Raw genomic sequence first — 15,919 nt, forward strand, 5'->3', positions numbered from 1 at the left:
GAACGAATCAGGCTGTTGTATGGAGGAAACTGCCGTCGGGCGTTTTTAGCTGGTGTGTCGGAGCGGGATGGTCAATAATGCCGGCCGTCTCTCAATACCCCTAACAGATGTATGAAAAAAACGATTTTTTCACTGGCGCTGGGCACCTTCGGACTCGGCATGGCGGAATTTGGCATTATGGGCGTGCTGCCGGAGCTGGCGCACGATGTCGGGATATCCATTCCCGCCGCCGGCAATATGATTGCCTGGTATGCTTTCGGCGTGGTGATTGGCGCGCCGATCATGGCGCTGCTCTCCAGCCGCTTTTCCCTGAAATCGGTGATGCTGTTTCTTGCCGCGCTGTGCCTTCTCGGCAACACCTTGTTTACCGTCTCCAGTAGCTACCCCATGCTGGCGCTTGGCCGACTGCTTTCCGGTTTTCCCCATGGGGCGTTTTTTGGCGTCGGGGCGATTATTCTGTCGAAAATTGCCCCACCGGGGAAAGTGACCGCTGCGGTGGCGGGGATGATTGGCGGCATGACGCTGGCTAACCTGGTGGGGGTCCCGGGTGGCACCTGGCTCGGGCATCACTTCAGCTGGCGCTATACCTTTGCGCTTATCGCAGTATTTAACGTGGCGGTATTTCTGGCGATCTTCTGCTGGGTGCCCACGCTTTATGACCGGGCCACCACCCGGTTGCGCGAGCAGTTTCGTTTTCTGGCGTCTCCAGCGCCGTGGCTGATTTTCGCCGCCACCATGTTCGGTAACGCCGGCGTGTTTGCCTGGTTCAGCTATATCAAGCCCTTTATGATCAACGTCTCGGGATTTGCCGAAAGCCGGATGATGCTAATTATGATGCTGGCGGGGTTGGGAATGGTGGTCGGTAATTTGTTCAGCGGCAAAATTTCCGGACGCTATAGCCCGCTGCGCATCGCGGCGATAACCGACGGGGCGATCGCGGTGACGCTGCTGCTGATCTTTGCCTTCGGTGAGCACAAAGTCGCTTCGCTGGCGCTGGCGTTTCTCTGCTGCGCCGGGCTGTTTGCTCTGTCGGCACCGCTGCAGATCCTGCTGCTGCAGAATGCCAAAGGCGGTGAAATGCTGGGGGCGGCAGGAGGACAGATCGCCTTTAACCTTGGCAGCGCCATTGGCGCCTTCTGCGGTGGGATGATGATCGCCCAGGGCTTTGGCTGGAACAGCGTGGCGCTCCCCGCCGCCGCGCTGTCGTTTCTGGCGATGAGCGCCTTGCTCATCTATGGCTGTCACCAGCGGCGGCAGGTCGCCTGACGTCGCTTACTCGCGCCAGGGCTCCCCGAGCGTCAGCATCAGCCGGTTGGCCCAGGCGAAAAAGGCAGCCGACTGCAGCAGATCCAGCTGGGCCAGGGTATCTAAACCCTGCTCATCAAGCGCCGCCAGATGGCTGGCATTCAGCCCCGGCGGCGTCACCGACAGCGCGGCGGCGGCGTCGATCTCCGCCTGCCAGCGCGGCGACTGCCCGTCGCGCAGATTATCTCCCGGCGTGACCGCCAGCAGCGTGTCGACGGCGGTCTCGTCCTTCGCCAGCTGCGCCGCTTTGCGGGCATGCACCGAGGCGCAGTAAATACAACCGTTGATTTTACTGGCGACCGTGGCAGCCAGCTCGCGTTCGGCGCGCGGCAATCCTCCCGGGGTATAGAAAATGCCCTTGTCGGTCAGGGTCCGCTGCTCCAGCACCGGCTGGTTGCGTGCCAGCAGGCGAAAGTAGGGGGAGTCGCTATGGCCATATTTGGCCAGAATCGCCTGTTCTTCAGCGTTGAATTCCGCCAGCGGTTTATCGGCCAGCCAGGGTTCCCAGTGCAGCTCGTCGCGGGTGAAGCGAACCGGGGCCGCTTTGCCGCTCTGGGTATGCGGTGTGGTATGCCAGTACCCGGCGACCAGCGGCGTATAGGCACTGACGATGGGCTTATGGTTGAGCGCCCGCAGGCCCAGCAGCAGTCGGCTCTGGAAGCTGACAAAGGCCACCAGCTGCGCCAGGGTGATGATCCCCCGCAGACTCCAGCCTGCGTTGCTCAGGGGGTGCAGCGCGCCGGGAGTCGCTTCGACGGGGGTGAAAGTGAGCAAGCGGGCAAAGGCCAGCGCCGGAACCAGACGATCGGTGGTCGGATCGGCGAGGCCAAAACCGGCATAGTGCGCCGCCAGCGCGTCTGCCTGGTGCAGTTTCGCCACCTTCGCGGCCACCGCGAAGCGTTCATCAAGAGGAAAGTCAGCGTCCTGCTGGCTGAACAGCACTTCATAACTTCCTTGGGCGTGACGGGTGGCGGCATCGCGTACGGCGCGCGCCTGATCGAGTGGGGAACCGGCGGCGATCTCCGCCAGTTCGGCCAGAATATCCTGACTCAGCGTCATGGTGACTCCTTATCTGATGTGGGGGGCAATATGCTGAGCGATCAGCTCAATGGAACGCAGCGTATCCCGGTGCGAAGGCTCCACCGAGTGCACCTGAAACGAAATATCGGTGGCGCGGGCCAGCACGCTGTCCTTAGCGAGGGAGGCAATAACATGCTCAGGATCGCCGACGTGGGCATCCAGTTGTTGCAGATAGTCAGTGACACTGTCACCTTCTATCAGATGACCCGCCGCTCGGTGCTGTGCCGCCTGTTTGCGCAGACCGGGCTCGGCAACCTGCAGGGCGTGGGCGTGACTGTCGGCGACGAAGGCAGTGCGCGAGGCGAGGATCCGCGGCGCAACGCCGTCCGGCAGCGCCGCCAGGTAGGCGTCGATGATCGGGTTCTGAATGGCGTCCAGCGGCAGGCGTGGTTCTCCGGGCGGCCGTGGCTGAGTGCGTGACAGCATCAACCCGTGTCCCGCCTGACCGGCGCGGATAGCGCCCTCCACCGAGAAGGTGGCGATCCAGATACGCTCCGCCAGCTGCGGCGCCGGTGGATAGAGACGGTTGTCCGGGTGGCTCAGCGTGTCGCCGCGCCAGGCGCTATGGATCAGGTGCAGATGTTCGGCAAATACCGCCCCGCGCTGCTCGCTGGTCAGGCCGAAGGGCAGAAACGAGGTTGGCGTGCCGCCGGAGCCAAACCCCACCTCCAGACGTCCGTCGGTGAGTAAATCCAGTACCGCCGCGTCTTCGGCGACGCGCAGCGGATTTTCCATTGGCAGGGTAATGATGGCCGTGCCGAGACGGATCCGGTCGGTCTGTGCCGCCACGTGGGCGAGAAACACCAGCGGAGAAGGCAGGCCGCCTTCCTGTTCATGAAAATGGTGCTGGGCAATCCAGGCGCTGTCGAAGCCCAAACGCTCCGCGTGGCGGATCTGTTCGGCCGCCAGCCGGTAGCGCGTTTGTGCGGAGCCCTGATCGAGCAGACGGGTAAAAAAACCGAGGCGTTTAGGCATTATGCGTTCTCCATGTGGGCTTGCGCTAAGCGGGAGGAAACCTGAGGAATGGCGGCGATCAGTTCGCGGGTGTAGGCCTGCTGCGGGGTGGCGAACAGGCGGTCAACGTCGCCATGCTCCACCATCTGGCCGGCGCGCAGCACCGTGACGCTGTCGGCAATCCGCCTGACCGTCGCCAGATCGTGGGTAATGAACAGGTAGCTCAGACCCAGCTGCTGCTGTAGCTGTTGTAGCAGGGCGAGGATCTGCGCCTGAACGGTAACGTCGAGCGCCGAAGTCGCTTCGTCAAGGACCAGTATCGCCGGCTCGAGGATCAGCGCCCGGGCAATCGCCACCCGCTGCCGCTGGCCGCCGGAAAGCTCCCGCGGCGTCCGCGACAGCAGCTCCGGAGCCAGAGCCACCCGGGCGGCGACGCTCTCCACACGCTGGCGACGCGTCGCCGCGCTGAGGCGCTCAAAGTTTTTTAACGGTTCTTCGATAATCGCAAACAGCGTCTGACGCGGGTCGAGCGAAGCGAAGGGGTTCTGGTAGACGAACTGGATTTTGCGCCGCAGCTGACGCTGCGCCTCACGGCTGAGATGCCCGGCGTCAATACCGTCGATGGTCACCTGTCCGGCGTCGGCGCGCTCGAAGCCCAGCAGGATCCGCGCCAGGGTGGTTTTCCCGGAGCCGGATTCCCCCACCAGCGCGTGCGTGCTGCCGCGTCTGACCTCAAAGCTGACGCTGTCGAGCGCCTGCAGCGCCTGTTTGCCCAGCGAGAAGCGTTTGCTGATCCCCGCCACGCGAATGGCCGGCGTGGCCAGCGGCCGGTGACGCGCCGCCGTTAGCCTCAACGGCGCATCCTGCAGATCGTGGAGCAGCTGGCGAGTGTAAGGATGCTGCGGACGCTGGACAATCGCCTCGGTGGCGCCCTGTTCCTGAATCTCTCCCTGGCGAAACACCATGATCCGGTCGGCGCGTTCGGCGGCCAGCGCCAGATCGTGGGTGACAAACAGCACGGCGGTGCCCGACTCGCGACGCAGGATATCGAGCAGATCGAGAATGCGCTTCTGCACTGTGACGTCGAGGGCGCTGGTGGGCTCGTCGGCAATAATCAGGTCCGGCTGCAGGGCAATGGCGATGGCGATCAGCACCCGCTGTTTCATCCCGCCCGACAGCTGATGCGGATACTGGTCAAGACGCTGTTCCGGGTGGCTGAGACCGACTTTAGTGAGCAGGTTAAGGGCCTGCTGTCGGCGCTCAGCGGCGGAGAAGGACTGATGCAGCCACAGGATCTCTTCTACCTGCTGACCAATGGTTTTTACCGGGTTAAGCGAATTGCCGGGGTCCTGTGGGACCAGGCTGATGCTCACTCCGCGCAGGTGGTTCAGGCGTTTTGCCGACCAGTCACTAATCACTTCGCCATTGAGGATAATTCGCCCGGCGTCGCGGCGGGCGTTATCCGCCAGCAGGCCGATAATGGCCTGCGCGGTAGTAGTTTTCCCCGAGCCGGATTCTCCGACAAAGGCCAGCATTTCGCCGCGTTGGATGGAAAAGCTGACGTTGTGCACCACCTCGCGCCATTCGCCCCGCGTGCGGTAGCTGATGCGCAGATCTTCAACGGACAAAACGGTCATGGGCGTGCTCCACTCCACTGGCGGCTAAGACGATTGGCGGCAAGGACCACGGCGACCACGGCGAGGCCGGGGAAGGTGGTCAGCCACCAGGCGGTTGACAGGTAATTGCGACCTTCGGCGATCAGTAATCCCCACTCCGGGACCGGCGGCGGAGTGCCGTAGCCGAGGAAGCTGAGGGTGGCCAGGGCCAGCATCGCCTGACCGAACTGCAGCGTCGCGAAAGCAAGCACCGCAGTGAGCGAGTTGGGTAGAATATGGCGCCAGAAGATGGCGAAAAAGGTGCCGCCGCTGCCCCGGGCCGCCTCGACGTAATCGCTGTGGCGCACGCGCACCACTTCTGCCCGCGCCAGGCGCGCGAAGCTGGCGATAGCCGCCACGCCAACCGCCACCGCCGCATTCACCGTGCCGAAACCCAGCAGAATAATCACCGTCAGCTGCAGCAGCAGGGAGGGGATGGCCAGCAGGACATCGACCAGGCGCATAATGGTGGATTCCACGCGTCCGGCCAGCGCCCCGGCGAGGGTGCCCAGGGCGGTACCCACCACCAGGCCGATGGCGACGGCGATCAGCGCCGCCGACAGGGAATGTACCGCGCCGTAAACCACCCGCGTCCACAGGTCGCGCCCCAGCTGGTCGGTACCCAGCCAGTAGTGCGCCTGCGGCGCCAGGCGCTGAGCGCCGGGGATCCCTTCCAACGGGTTAGCGGAGGTAAACCACTGCGGGGCAACGGCCATTAACAGCGCGGCGATTATTACTGCCCACGCCAGCCACAGGCCAGGCTGCAGACGCACTCTGCGCCACTCCGGGCGGCGGCGAACGGCGATGGCATAGTCGACCAGGCTCATTTCGCACCTCCGGTCTGTAAATGGAGTCGGGGATCCAGTCGCGGCATGACCAGGTCGACCAGCAGGTTGATCAGGACGAAACCGAGGGCGGAGATCATCACCACCGCCTGCAGTACGGCGATATCCTGGTTATTGACCGCCTGCTGGGTCAGCTGGCCGAGGCCGCTGCGGCCGAAGACGGTCTCGGTGATCAGCGCCCCGGCAATCAGCTCGCCGAGCAGCAGCCCGGCAATATTCAGCGCCGGCAGCAGGGCATTACCCATCACATGGCGCCAGAGGACGCCCGTTTCGCTCATGCCTTTGGCGCGGGCAACCGCAACGAAGGGCTGAACCGCCACCTGATCCATGCTGCGCATCAGGATCTGCGCCAGTGGGGCGGAAATGGGCAGCGCGACGGCGATAACCGGTAAAATCAGTCCTTCCAGTGGGCCGGGGTTGATTACCGGGATCCATCGCAACTGAAACGAGAAGAGCTGGATCAGGGCGATACCCAACCAAAAGGTAGGCAGAGAGATAAACAGCACCGGTAGCGACTGTAGAAAATTGCTCAGCCAGCGCAGCCCCGGCAGCCGCGAGGCGAAAGCGAGGGCGAACGCCAGCGCCACGGCCAGCAGGAAGGCCGGTAGCGCGAGGCTTAAGGTATCCGGCAGGTTGCTGGCAATAAGACTACTGACGGCCAGACCCGCCTGCAGGGAATAGCCAAAGTCGCCGTGCAGCATCGCCAGCAGCGTGTGCAGATACTGGCGCCACAGCGGGTTATCGGCGCCGTAGGCCAGCCGCATCTCCGCAATTTGCGCCGGACTCAGGCCGAGGTCCGGGTTCTGAAACTTGATCAGCACCGCATCCCCCGGCAGCACCTGTAGCAGGAAAAAGGTGAGGGTAAAGGCCGCCCACAGGACCAGCAGCCCCTGGCCGAACCGTCGCAGAAGATAAGCGCTCATATCCGGCCTCTTAGTGCTTGTCCAGCCACGCGCCGTAGAACGACGGACGACCGACGGCCTCGAAGCTGACGCCTTTGACCCACGGCGCGCCGGCAAACACCTGCGGCTCTTCGAAAATGGGGATCACATAGGCGTTATCGATCAGATAGCGCTGGGCGTCACCGGTTAACTGCAAGCGCTGCTGCGGCTCTACCGCCGCGGAGATGCCGGTCAGCAGGTCATTCAGCTTATCATCGCGAAAGTGCTGCACTTTATCGCTGGAGCCGCCTTTCTGCAGCAGCGCATCACGGTTATTGGGGAAGAACATACTTTTCACCACATCCGGGTCGGCGCGGCCCACTTCTGAGACGGTGAGCGGGGTTTTCTGCGGGTCAAGATTGTCCAGCGTACGGCTACCGGCATCCCCGGCTTTGACCGTCAACGCCACGCCCACCTGGCGCCACTGTTGGGCAATCAGCTGCAGCACTTCTTTATTCTGCGGCTGCGGCAGCGACTCATAAACGGTCAGCGCCAGCCGCTGACCGTCTTTGCTGCGAATACCGTCGGCGGCGGGCTTCCAGCCGGCGTCATCCAGCAACTGCCGGGCTTTGGCCTGGTCGAAGGTCAACTTATCGCTCAGATTGACATAGCCGGCGGCGGAGCTGGCCAGCACGGAGGTGGCTTGCGGGTAGTTAGTGGAGAACAGCGTCTCCACCACCTGTTTGGCGTTGGTGGCATGGAGCAGGGCCTGGCGCACCCGCAGGTCTGCAACCAGTGGGTTGTCCGGGCGGAAGCTCAGGCTGTCGTTGACCCCGCGGGTAGGGGCAGCGTAGACCTTAAATCCCTGATCGGTCGCTTGTTTCTCATCGTAGGCCTGTACCTGGCGAATAAAGCCCGCCTGACCCGCCAGCAGCGCGCCGATGCGTACGCTATCTTCCGGGGTCACAATATAGGTGATGCCGTCGAGGTTAGCCGGCCCCTGCTGGGCGCTGTTTTTCGGCCCCCACTGATAATCCTTGCGCGCCACCAGCGTCAGCTCGCGGCCTGGCTTTTCATCCTGTACCACAAAGGGGCCGGAGCCGATAATATGCCGGGCATCGCCCAGTTCTTCAAAATTGCGCTGCAAGGTGCTGAGGGACACCAGACCGGAGCCGATGGTGGCGGTTCCCTGCAGGAAGCCCGGCGACGGTTTGTTGAAGTAAAATTTCACCGTTAGCGGGTCGATCACTTCGCTGCGCTGGTAGTTATTGATGACCTCCGAGACGGGCAGGCGGTGGGCTTTATCGCCCAGACCATAGGTGTCGAAGTTTTTGGCGACGGCGGCGGCGTCCAGCGGCGTGCCATCTGAGAAGGTGACCCCTTTGCGCAGGTGGAAAGTGTACTCGGTTTTATCGGCATTGCTGGTCCAGCTCTCGGCGATCCACGGCTCAATCTCCAGCGTTTTCGGGTTCTGCCAGGTGAGCTTGTCGGTGATCTGATTGAGAATCCCGCCATTCGGATAAAAGCCGCCGGCGGGCGGATAGAGATTGGTGTGCGGTTGCTGCTCCAGATAAATTAAGGTGCCGCCTTTAACCGGCGTGTCGGCGGCCCAGACGGAAAAGGCGCCGGAGAGAAACAGCGCAGCCAGCGCGGGCAGGCGAAAATGACGATGCATGGTGAATTCCTTTGTTATCTATTGTGTTGCCATCATCGGGCGCGGCTAAAAACAAAGGAACCAAGGAATTGCGCTAAGCATTTGCGGAAATTGCATTTACTTCCCGGGTTGGGAAGCGAGGGGAAGCGCCAGGGGGGAATCGCCTCTCCCGGGCGGGAGAGGCGCGGGTGATTAGCTACGCAGATCGATAACCATACGGCCGCGGATCTGACCTTGCTCCATCTCTTTGAAGATAGTGTTGATATCTTCCAGCGGACGCAGGGTGACTTTCGGCACCACTTTGCCTTCAGCGGCAAACTGGAAGGCTTCCACCAGATCCTGACGGGTACCGACCAGCGAACCGACCACCTCGATGCCGTCCAGCACCAGGCGTGGAATATCGAGGCTCATCGCCTCCGGCGGCAGGCCCACAGCGACCACGCGGCCACCGGCGCGAACGGCATCCACCGCCGAGTTAAAGGCTGCTTTAGCCACCGCGGTTACTACGGCAGCGTGGGCGCCGCCGGTTTTTTCCTGAATCACTTTCGCCGCATCTTCATTGCGGGAGTTGATGGTGAGGTCAGCGCCCATCGAGGCCGCCAGCTCCAGCTGCCCGTCGTTGACGTCAATAGCAATCACCTTGGCGTTAAATACATTCTTCGCATACTGCAGCGCCAGGTTACCCAGCCCACCGAGGCCGTAGATGGCGATCCATTGACCCGGTTTGATGTGGGAGACTTTGACCGCTTTGTAGGTGGTGACGCCCGCGCAGGTGATGCTGCTGGCGGCGGCAGAGTCGAGGCCATCCGGCACTTTTACTGCATAGTTGGCGGTGACGATGCACTCTTCCGCCATGCCGCCGTCGACGGTATAGCCGGCGTTTTTCACCGAGCGGCACAGCGTCTCGTTGCCGCTGTTACAGTAGTCGCAGTGGCCGCAGCCTTCGAAGAACCACGCCACGCTGGCGCGGTCGCCCGGCTTCAGGGAGGTGACGCCCGGGCCGACTTTTTGTACCACCCCGATCCCTTCATGGCCGAGAATGACGCCGGTTTTATCGCCAAAATCGCCGTTTTTCACGTGCAGGTCAGTATGACACACGCCGCAGCATTCCATTTTCAACAGCGCTTCGCCGTATTCCAGCGGGCGCAGCGTTTTTTCCGTGACGTTAACCTGATGGTCGTGGGTAACAACAGCTGCCTTCATGCCTGTCTCCTTGTGGGGGAATTGATTAACTTAATTAATGCAATAGTACCCAATAAGGATTAGACGCTGAGCGGTAAAATACAAGGCGCTTAGTACAGAATGTGGCTTTTTGCTACAGAGATAGCACAAAATTCAGACAATATCGCTATATTTGGTAGGTAATAATATTGACGCTGAATGGTCATGTTTTTGTCATCACTCGAATCTATTGTTTTGTGCATCAATTTCTTATAACAACAGAGTGATACAACAATGCATCTGGTAAAAACCATCCTCACCGCCGGCCTGCTTTTGTCCGCCGCCGCTCAGGCCCATAATGTGCTGGAATTTCCCCAGCCGGAAAACAACCCGGAAGAATTTTACGCCGTCACCGAGATCCCGGCGGGGGGGATCATTAAGTACGAAACCGATGCTAAGACGGGGTTTATCGTCGCCGACCGCTTTCAGTCGATGCCGGTTGCTTACCCGGCAAACTACGGCTCGCTGACCCAGTCGCTGGCCGGAGATGGGGACCCGCTGGACGTAGTGTTTTACACTCGCGCGCCGATGGCGCCGGGCACGCTGATTAAGCTGCGGCCAATTGGTGTGCTGAAGATGATTGATGGCGGCGAAAAAGACGACAAAATCATCGCCGTGCCGGCCAGTAAAATTGACCCCACCTACGATGACATCAAGACCATCACCGATCTGCCGAAAATCGAACAGCAGCGGCTGGAGGCCTTCTTCCGGGTCTATAAAGAACTGCCGGAGGGACGTAAAAAGGTCGAGCTGGCCGGCTTTAATGACGCCGCCGCCGCGAAGCAGGAGATCAAATCCGCCTGGGAAGCCTGGAAGGCGAAGAACCCGCATAATCCGCAATAAATGTCCTTTGGCTTCAGATTAAACAACGAGTGCCAGGGGGAGTCGTGGGGTAAGGCGCTGACCGGGCAGCAATTTACCCGTTCCGGAAACACCGGCTAAGCGCGTGGTGCCTTAGCCGGTGGGGGAACGTGGAGATTACGTCAGCTGGTTAAGCAGGCGGGCGATCTCTTCTCGCCACTGCGCCTGAAGCGACGGCTTTTGATGTTTTGGTTTGCGGGCCATATCGTCAGCCAGCCATTGCTCCAGGTCAATCAGCCGCGCCAGCAGCGCCTCCTCTTCATCATTGTCAGCCCCGGCGAGCGTACTCTGCAAAGCGAGTCGACTGTCCGGGGCGGGCGCCACGGCCTGCAGACGGGCATAGACCTCCTCCAGGCTGTGCCATTCCGTTAACCCGGCGCTGTCGATCAGCCAGAAGCGGTTACAGCTTTCGCTAATCAACTGACGGTCATGGCTGACCAGGAGCACGCCGCCGGGGTAATCGCGCAGCGTCTGCGCCAGCGCCGCTTTGCCCTCCATATCAAGATGGTTGGTGGGTTCATCCAACAACAGCAGACTGTAGCGCGCCAGTGACAGGCCAACGAACAGTAGCCGCGACCGCTCACCGCCGCTGAGGGTGCTGACCGTCTGGCTATGTCTCGCCCAGCCAAACCCGGCGGCGATCAGCGCCCGTTTACGGGTCTCCGCCGACGGGGCGAACGGCGTCAGGGCGTCGAGCAGGCTGGCATCGTCCGGTAACTGCGCCAGCGTCTGGTCATAATAGCCGGGGTGCAGCCGGGGATGCAGGCGCAGCCCCGGAAGAGGCGATGCGTCGTTCATTTGCTGCCACAGCAGGCGCAGCAGCGATGATTTACCGCCGCCGTTGCGCCCCATGATGGCCACGCGATCGCCGCTGCGCAGGCGCGCCACGCCGGTGGTGAAGAGGGCAGGCAGGCCCGCAGCGGGAGCCACAGGCATAGCGTCCATCTCCAGCAGGCGGTCAGCTGGCAGGGCATCCCCCTGCAATGACAGGCGCCACGGCGCGCCGACGCTGAGCTCGGTCTGCTCGTCTTTCAGGCGGGCGACCTGCTTCTCCATCTGTTTGGCTTTGCGGGCGAGATCTTCATTGTCATAGACTCGCCCCCAGGTGGCCAGCCGTCGGGCGCTGGCGCTGACCCGGTCAATCTCTTTCTGCTCGGCCTTATGGCGCAGCGCGGCGCTTTCATCCTGCTCCTGCAGTGCCTGACGGGCAGCGCTGCAGGGCAAGGCGAAGCTGTGCAGCGTCTGGTCGCGGAGGATCCAGCTGGTATTAGTTACAGCATCCAATAAGGTGTTGTCATGTGACACCAGCACGAAGCTCCCCTGCCAGGTTTGCAGGAAGCTTTCCAGCCACAGCAGGGTCGGCAGATCGAGGTGGTTGCCAGGCTCATCCAACAGCAGCAGGTCAGGCTGGCGGATCAGCGCCCGGGCCAGCAGCAGACGTGTGTGTTGGCCGCCGCTCAGGGTGGCGGTCTGCTGCTCCATCACCGCCGGGGTAAATCCCATCTGCGCCAGCAGACGCTCGGCCAGCCAGCGCTGTGCTTCCCGCGCGTCAGCGGGTAACGGGGCCAGCACCGCCTGCAGCAATGGCTGCGTACGCAGCGACTCCGGCAGATGCTGTTCAACGCGGGCCATCAGACAATGACCGGAGAGCGAGACGCTGCCCGAGGTGGGTGCGATCGTCCCGTCCAGCACCTGCAGCAGGGTGCTTTTGCCGCAACCGTTATGGCCGATGAGACCGATCCGGTCGCCTTTCTTCAGGGTGAAGGAGAGGGTGTTAAACAGCGGCCCAAAAGCCGTCTCCATGTGGAGCGCATGGGCAGTTAGTAATGTACTCATAGTCAACTTACTCAAGAGTTACAGGCATGCGAATGCCTCGTCAAAACTCGCTGACGATAACCCGGTAAGCCGGAGAGAAGGGATTGCGTGAAGGGTCTTCGCTCAAGCCGTAGTTATCGCAGCACGATATCGATAACGCTTGAGCTGGCGCAATTGCCTAAGGCATGTGAAACAATAAACATTTCACAATACAGCATGGGGGGCCTCCTTTTTTATTCAGTAAGTGGATGGGTGATGGCAGTGTAGTGGGGAAAGGGAAAGCGCGCCAGTGACAAAACTGGCAGGGGACGACACCCACCAGTTTTCGCGTTCAGTGCCATTACCGGCGAGATATTGTTGGCGCAGAAGGCTTGTATGTTTGCTAAAACGTAATGGGAAACCAGCGAGCGTGGTCGCGGGTATATTCCGTCAGCGCCTGGGGATCCTTTATCGCCTGGCAGGGGGCCTCGAGGATATTCGGATACGCATCCGGATACCAACTCTCCTCGGTGGTTAAGGTAAAAAAGCGTGACTCCCGGTGGGTTTCACAGGTATAGGCGTTTTTAATATTGTCGGCTTCGCGATATCCCCTGGGATCCCGATATTCGATATACACGTTGTACTCAGAGCGGGTATCCCGCCACGCGCTCGGATCCGCCTTCTGCCAGCGTATCGTCTGGTAGTAGCGCTCCCGCTCACCGTAGCGATAGACAGGGGGCTCCCCGCCTGGAATCACGTCGGGTCTCAGGAAGAAAAACACCAGTCCCGCCAGCAGCAGTAACACCGGTGGGAGAGTGTGGGTCAGCAGCCGCGGCGCCCGACGGTTAACCAGCAGCAGCCACAGCAGCGACGGGATCGTGCTGACGATCAAAGCAAAGAGGATTTTCGCCGGCGTATAGAGTTCATGCACTGAGACCTCGCCGGCTTTCGCCGCGTAAAACGCTTGCTTATCGCCGAAATACCAGTACTCACCGTGAAAGGCGCTGATGGCGCTCACCAGCAACATTCCGCTAAACAGCCCCAGCCAGAGGCGTAATATCGGTTGCAGAACCCTTTTTTGCTGGCTCATTTACGGCTCCTGATGGTTTTAGTGACGAGCAACTCGTCTTCAGAGACGGTATCCAGATCGGCAATCTGACTACACTGGTTGGCAAGGACCTGCGGATCGCCGTTCGGGAACCAGCCCTCATTGAATGACAGGGTGTAAAACTGGCTATGCCGCTGCACTTCACAGCGCCAGGCGCGGCCAAGATTGTTTCTGTCGATCAGCCAGCGGGGATCTTTTGCTTCAACAAAGGTTTCATATTTTGATTGCTTAGCGGAATGACTACCTGACCGGGTTTTCATCCAGAATATGGATGCATAATAGGTATTGTGTTTACCGTACTGAATACTGGCATCTTGTCCTGGGGTGACCTCCGGATGGAGGAAAATAAATATCCCGGCGGCAATCAGTACCATCAGCGCTAATATAGGATGCTGTATCGGCCGCCAGGGAATGTTACGTACCGCCAGCAGCCAGACCAGGGTAGTAATAAACACGTAGAGTAGGGCGAAGAAAAATTTACTCGGCTCATAGATGACGACATCCACCAGATCGCCGGTGGCGGGCTGATACTGCTCAGCGCGCGGGGTGAGCATCCACGTATCGCCGCCAAACAGGCACAGGCCGGCAATGATGGCGGACCCGCCCGTAACTAATAAAACAACACGGATCAGAATAGCGATCGTTTTATTTGTGCCAGAGGTTAACTTTTGCATTTCACATTCCGTTGTGAGGGGAGAGGCAACTATTTTGCACAGCAGAGGGCGTGCGGCAAATGCTATCTGTTTTCTATTTTTACGATCAATGTATATAGGCGGAAAAAGCGTTTCTGTGGCGGGAGATATTATTCTGACGTTATTAATAACCGGGCCGCTATCTCGGCCCGGTGAGAGCGATTAAATCGAGGTGCGGCGATAATTGCGATATTCCGGCAGCCAGAAATTATCGCTGATAGCCTGCAGTAGCGCTTCGGCGGAGGTTTTCACCGCCACGCCTTGCTCCTGCGCCACCTTGCCGACCGCAAAGGCTATCGCCCGCGAGACGGTCTGGATATCCTTCAGCTCCGGCAGCACCGGACCTTCACCGTTGTTTACCAGCGGCGAGTGCTTTGCCAGGGTTTCGCTGGCAGCCATCAGCATCTCGTCTGTGACCCGTGACGCGCCGGAGGCGATCACGCCCAGACCAATCCCCGGGAAGATATAGGAGTTATTGCACTGGGCGATGGGATACTGCTTGCCTTTCACGGTAACCGGGGAGAACGGGCTGCCGGTGGCGACCAGCGCCTCGCCGTCGGTCCAGCTCAGGATATTCTGCGGCGTCGCTTCCACCCGTGAGGTTGGGTTGGAGAGCGGCATCACTATCGGCCGTGGGCAGTGCTTGTGCATCTCGCGGATAATCTCTTCCGTGAACAGCCCCGGCTGACCAGAGACGCCGATCAGGATGTTCGGCTTCACGTTGCGCACAACGTCCAGCAGAGACAGTGCCTCGCTGGTGGTATCCCAGCCCTGCAGATGTTCACGCTTTTGCACCAGCTTGTTCTGGAACGGCAGCAGATTAGGCATGCCATCGGTTAACAGACCGAAGCGGTCAACCATGAACACGCGCTGGCGGGCCTCTTCTTCACTGAGTCCTTCGCGGACGATCTGGGCGATAATCTGCTCGGCGATACCGCAGCCGGCCGAACCCGCACCGAGGAAGACGATTTTTTGCTCGCTCAGCTGGCTACCGGCGCCGCGGCTGGCGGCGATCAGCGTCCCGACGGTCACCGCCGCGGTGCCCTGAATATCATCATTAAACGAACAGATTTCATTGCGATAGCGGTTGAGCAGCGGCATGGCGTTCTTCTGCGCAAAGTCTTCAAACTGCAGCAGGACGTCCGGCCAGCGGGCCTTAATTGCCTGGATCACGTCGTCAACGAATTGATAATACTCGTCGTCGGTAATGCGCGGATGGCGCCAGCCCATATACAGCGGATCGTCCAGCAGCTGCTGGTTGTTTGTCCCCACGTCCAGCACGATAGGCAGGGTGTAAGCCGGGCTGATGCCGCCGCAGGTGGTGTACAGCGACAGCTTGCCGATCGGGATCCCCATGCCGCCGATCCCCTGATCGCCGAGGCCGAGAATACGCTCGCCATCGGTGACTACAATTACTTTCACGTTGTGGTTCGGGACGTTCTGCAGGATGTCGTCAAGGTTATGGCGATTCTGGTAGGAGATAAAGACGCCGCGGGCGCGACGGTAGATCTCGGAGAAACGTTCGCAGGCGGCGCCTACCGTTGGGGTATAGATAACCGGCATCATCTCTTCGAGGTGGTTGCCGATCAGGCGATAAAACAGGGTTTCGTTGGTGTCCTGGATGTTACGCAGATAAATATGTTTGTCGATTTCAGTTTTGAATCCCTGATACTGGATCCAGGCACGTTCCGCTTGCTCTTCGATAGTTTCAACCACTTCCGGCAGCAGGCCGAGCAGGTTGAAATTGCTGCGCTCTTCCATACTGAAGGCGCTTCCCTTGTTGAGCAGGGGGAATTCAAGCAGAACGGGACCCGCGTAGGGGATGTACAGGGAACGGTTTTTCTTATGGGTAAATTGCATCGCACTAAC

The 15,919-nt window shown here is 60.4% G+C and carries 13 protein-coding genes and 1 pseudogene; 3 read left to right on the plus strand and 11 right to left on the minus strand.

Going from position 1 to position 15,919, the window contains the following annotated elements:
- The first annotated feature begins 111 nt into the window (after window positions 1–111).
- The gene (gene araJ / locus LGL98_RS11700; RefSeq protein WP_136032775.1) at window positions 112–1,266 is read left to right on the plus strand and encodes an MFS transporter AraJ; all 1,155 of its coding nucleotides are present in this window, start codon (window positions 112–114) and stop codon (window positions 1,264–1,266) included.
- A 6-nt stretch (window positions 1,267–1,272) separates the two neighbouring features.
- Here araJ and LGL98_RS11705 read toward each other — a convergent pair whose 3' ends face one another.
- From LGL98_RS11705 to adhP, 7 genes are all read right to left on the minus strand, one after another.
- The gene (locus LGL98_RS11705) at window positions 1,273–2,364 is read right to left on the minus strand and encodes an alkylhydroperoxidase domain protein (RefSeq protein WP_136032777.1); all 1,092 of its coding nucleotides are present in this window, start codon (window positions 2,362–2,364) and stop codon (window positions 1,273–1,275) included.
- Window positions 2,365–2,373: 9 nt separating this feature from the next.
- The gene (locus LGL98_RS11710) at window positions 2,374–3,360 is read right to left on the minus strand and encodes a putative FMN-dependent luciferase-like monooxygenase (RefSeq protein WP_168435337.1); all 987 of its coding nucleotides are present in this window, start codon (window positions 3,358–3,360) and stop codon (window positions 2,374–2,376) included.
- Entirely contained in the window at window positions 3,360–4,976 is a 1,617-nt protein-coding gene (locus LGL98_RS11715; RefSeq protein ID WP_136032781.1) for a dipeptide ABC transporter ATP-binding protein, read from the minus strand. Before LGL98_RS11715 ends, LGL98_RS11710 begins: the two co-directional genes overlap by 1 nt.
- Window positions 4,973–5,821, minus strand: coding sequence for an ABC transporter permease (locus LGL98_RS11720; RefSeq protein WP_136032783.1), 849 nt, complete (start codon window positions 5,819–5,821; stop codon window positions 4,973–4,975). The genes LGL98_RS11715 and LGL98_RS11720 overlap by 4 nt, the downstream gene beginning before the upstream one ends.
- Window positions 5,818–6,762, minus strand: a complete 945-nt coding sequence (locus tag LGL98_RS11725; RefSeq protein ID WP_136032785.1) for an ABC transporter permease — start codon at window positions 6,760–6,762, stop codon at window positions 5,818–5,820. Before LGL98_RS11725 ends, LGL98_RS11720 begins: the two co-directional genes overlap by 4 nt.
- Before the next feature lie 10 nt (window positions 6,763–6,772).
- Complete coding sequence (locus tag LGL98_RS11730) at window positions 6,773–8,395, minus strand: TIGR04028 family ABC transporter substrate-binding protein (protein WP_136032787.1); 1,623 nt, start codon at window positions 8,393–8,395, stop codon at window positions 6,773–6,775.
- Between the two features lie 171 nt (window positions 8,396–8,566).
- Complete coding sequence (gene adhP / locus LGL98_RS11735; protein ID WP_136032789.1) at window positions 8,567–9,577, minus strand: alcohol dehydrogenase AdhP; 1,011 nt, start codon at window positions 9,575–9,577, stop codon at window positions 8,567–8,569.
- 252 nt (window positions 9,578–9,829) lie between these two features.
- Here adhP and LGL98_RS11740 point away from each other — a divergent pair, with 252 nt between their 5' ends.
- On the plus strand, window positions 9,830–10,438 hold the full coding sequence (locus tag LGL98_RS11740) for an inorganic diphosphatase (protein WP_136032791.1): 609 nt from the start codon (window positions 9,830–9,832) through the stop codon (window positions 10,436–10,438).
- Between the two features lie 3 nt (window positions 10,439–10,441).
- Window positions 10,442–10,537: pseudogene (locus LGL98_RS11745) on the plus strand (MarR family transcriptional regulator); the annotation flags it as partial.
- Window positions 10,538–10,573: 36 nt separating this feature from the next.
- Here LGL98_RS11745 and LGL98_RS11750 read toward each other — a convergent pair.
- The 4 genes from LGL98_RS11750 to LGL98_RS11765 form a co-directional block, all read right to left on the minus strand.
- Entirely contained in the window at window positions 10,574–12,292 is a 1,719-nt protein-coding gene (locus LGL98_RS11750) for an ABC-F family ATP-binding cassette domain-containing protein (RefSeq protein ID WP_136032793.1), read from the minus strand.
- A 361-nt stretch (window positions 12,293–12,653) separates the two neighbouring features.
- Window positions 12,654–13,340 carry a hypothetical protein gene (locus LGL98_RS11755; RefSeq protein WP_136032795.1) on the minus strand — a complete coding sequence of 229 codons (687 nt, stop codon included), beginning with the start codon at window positions 13,338–13,340 and terminating at the stop codon, window positions 12,654–12,656.
- Window positions 13,337–14,032, minus strand: coding sequence for a glycosyl transferase (locus LGL98_RS11760; protein ID WP_136032797.1), 696 nt, complete (start codon window positions 14,030–14,032; stop codon window positions 13,337–13,339). The genes LGL98_RS11755 and LGL98_RS11760 overlap by 4 nt, the downstream gene beginning before the upstream one ends.
- 180 nt (window positions 14,033–14,212) lie before the next feature.
- Window positions 14,213–15,910, minus strand: coding sequence for an NAD-dependent malic enzyme (locus LGL98_RS11765; RefSeq protein WP_136032800.1), 1,698 nt, complete (start codon window positions 15,908–15,910; stop codon window positions 14,213–14,215).
- Window positions 15,911–15,919 lie beyond the last annotated feature (9 nt).

Origin of the sequence: Klebsiella africana, assembly GCF_020526085.1 — a bacterium.
Taxonomy (GTDB): Bacteria; Pseudomonadota; Gammaproteobacteria; order Enterobacterales; family Enterobacteriaceae; genus Klebsiella; species Klebsiella africana.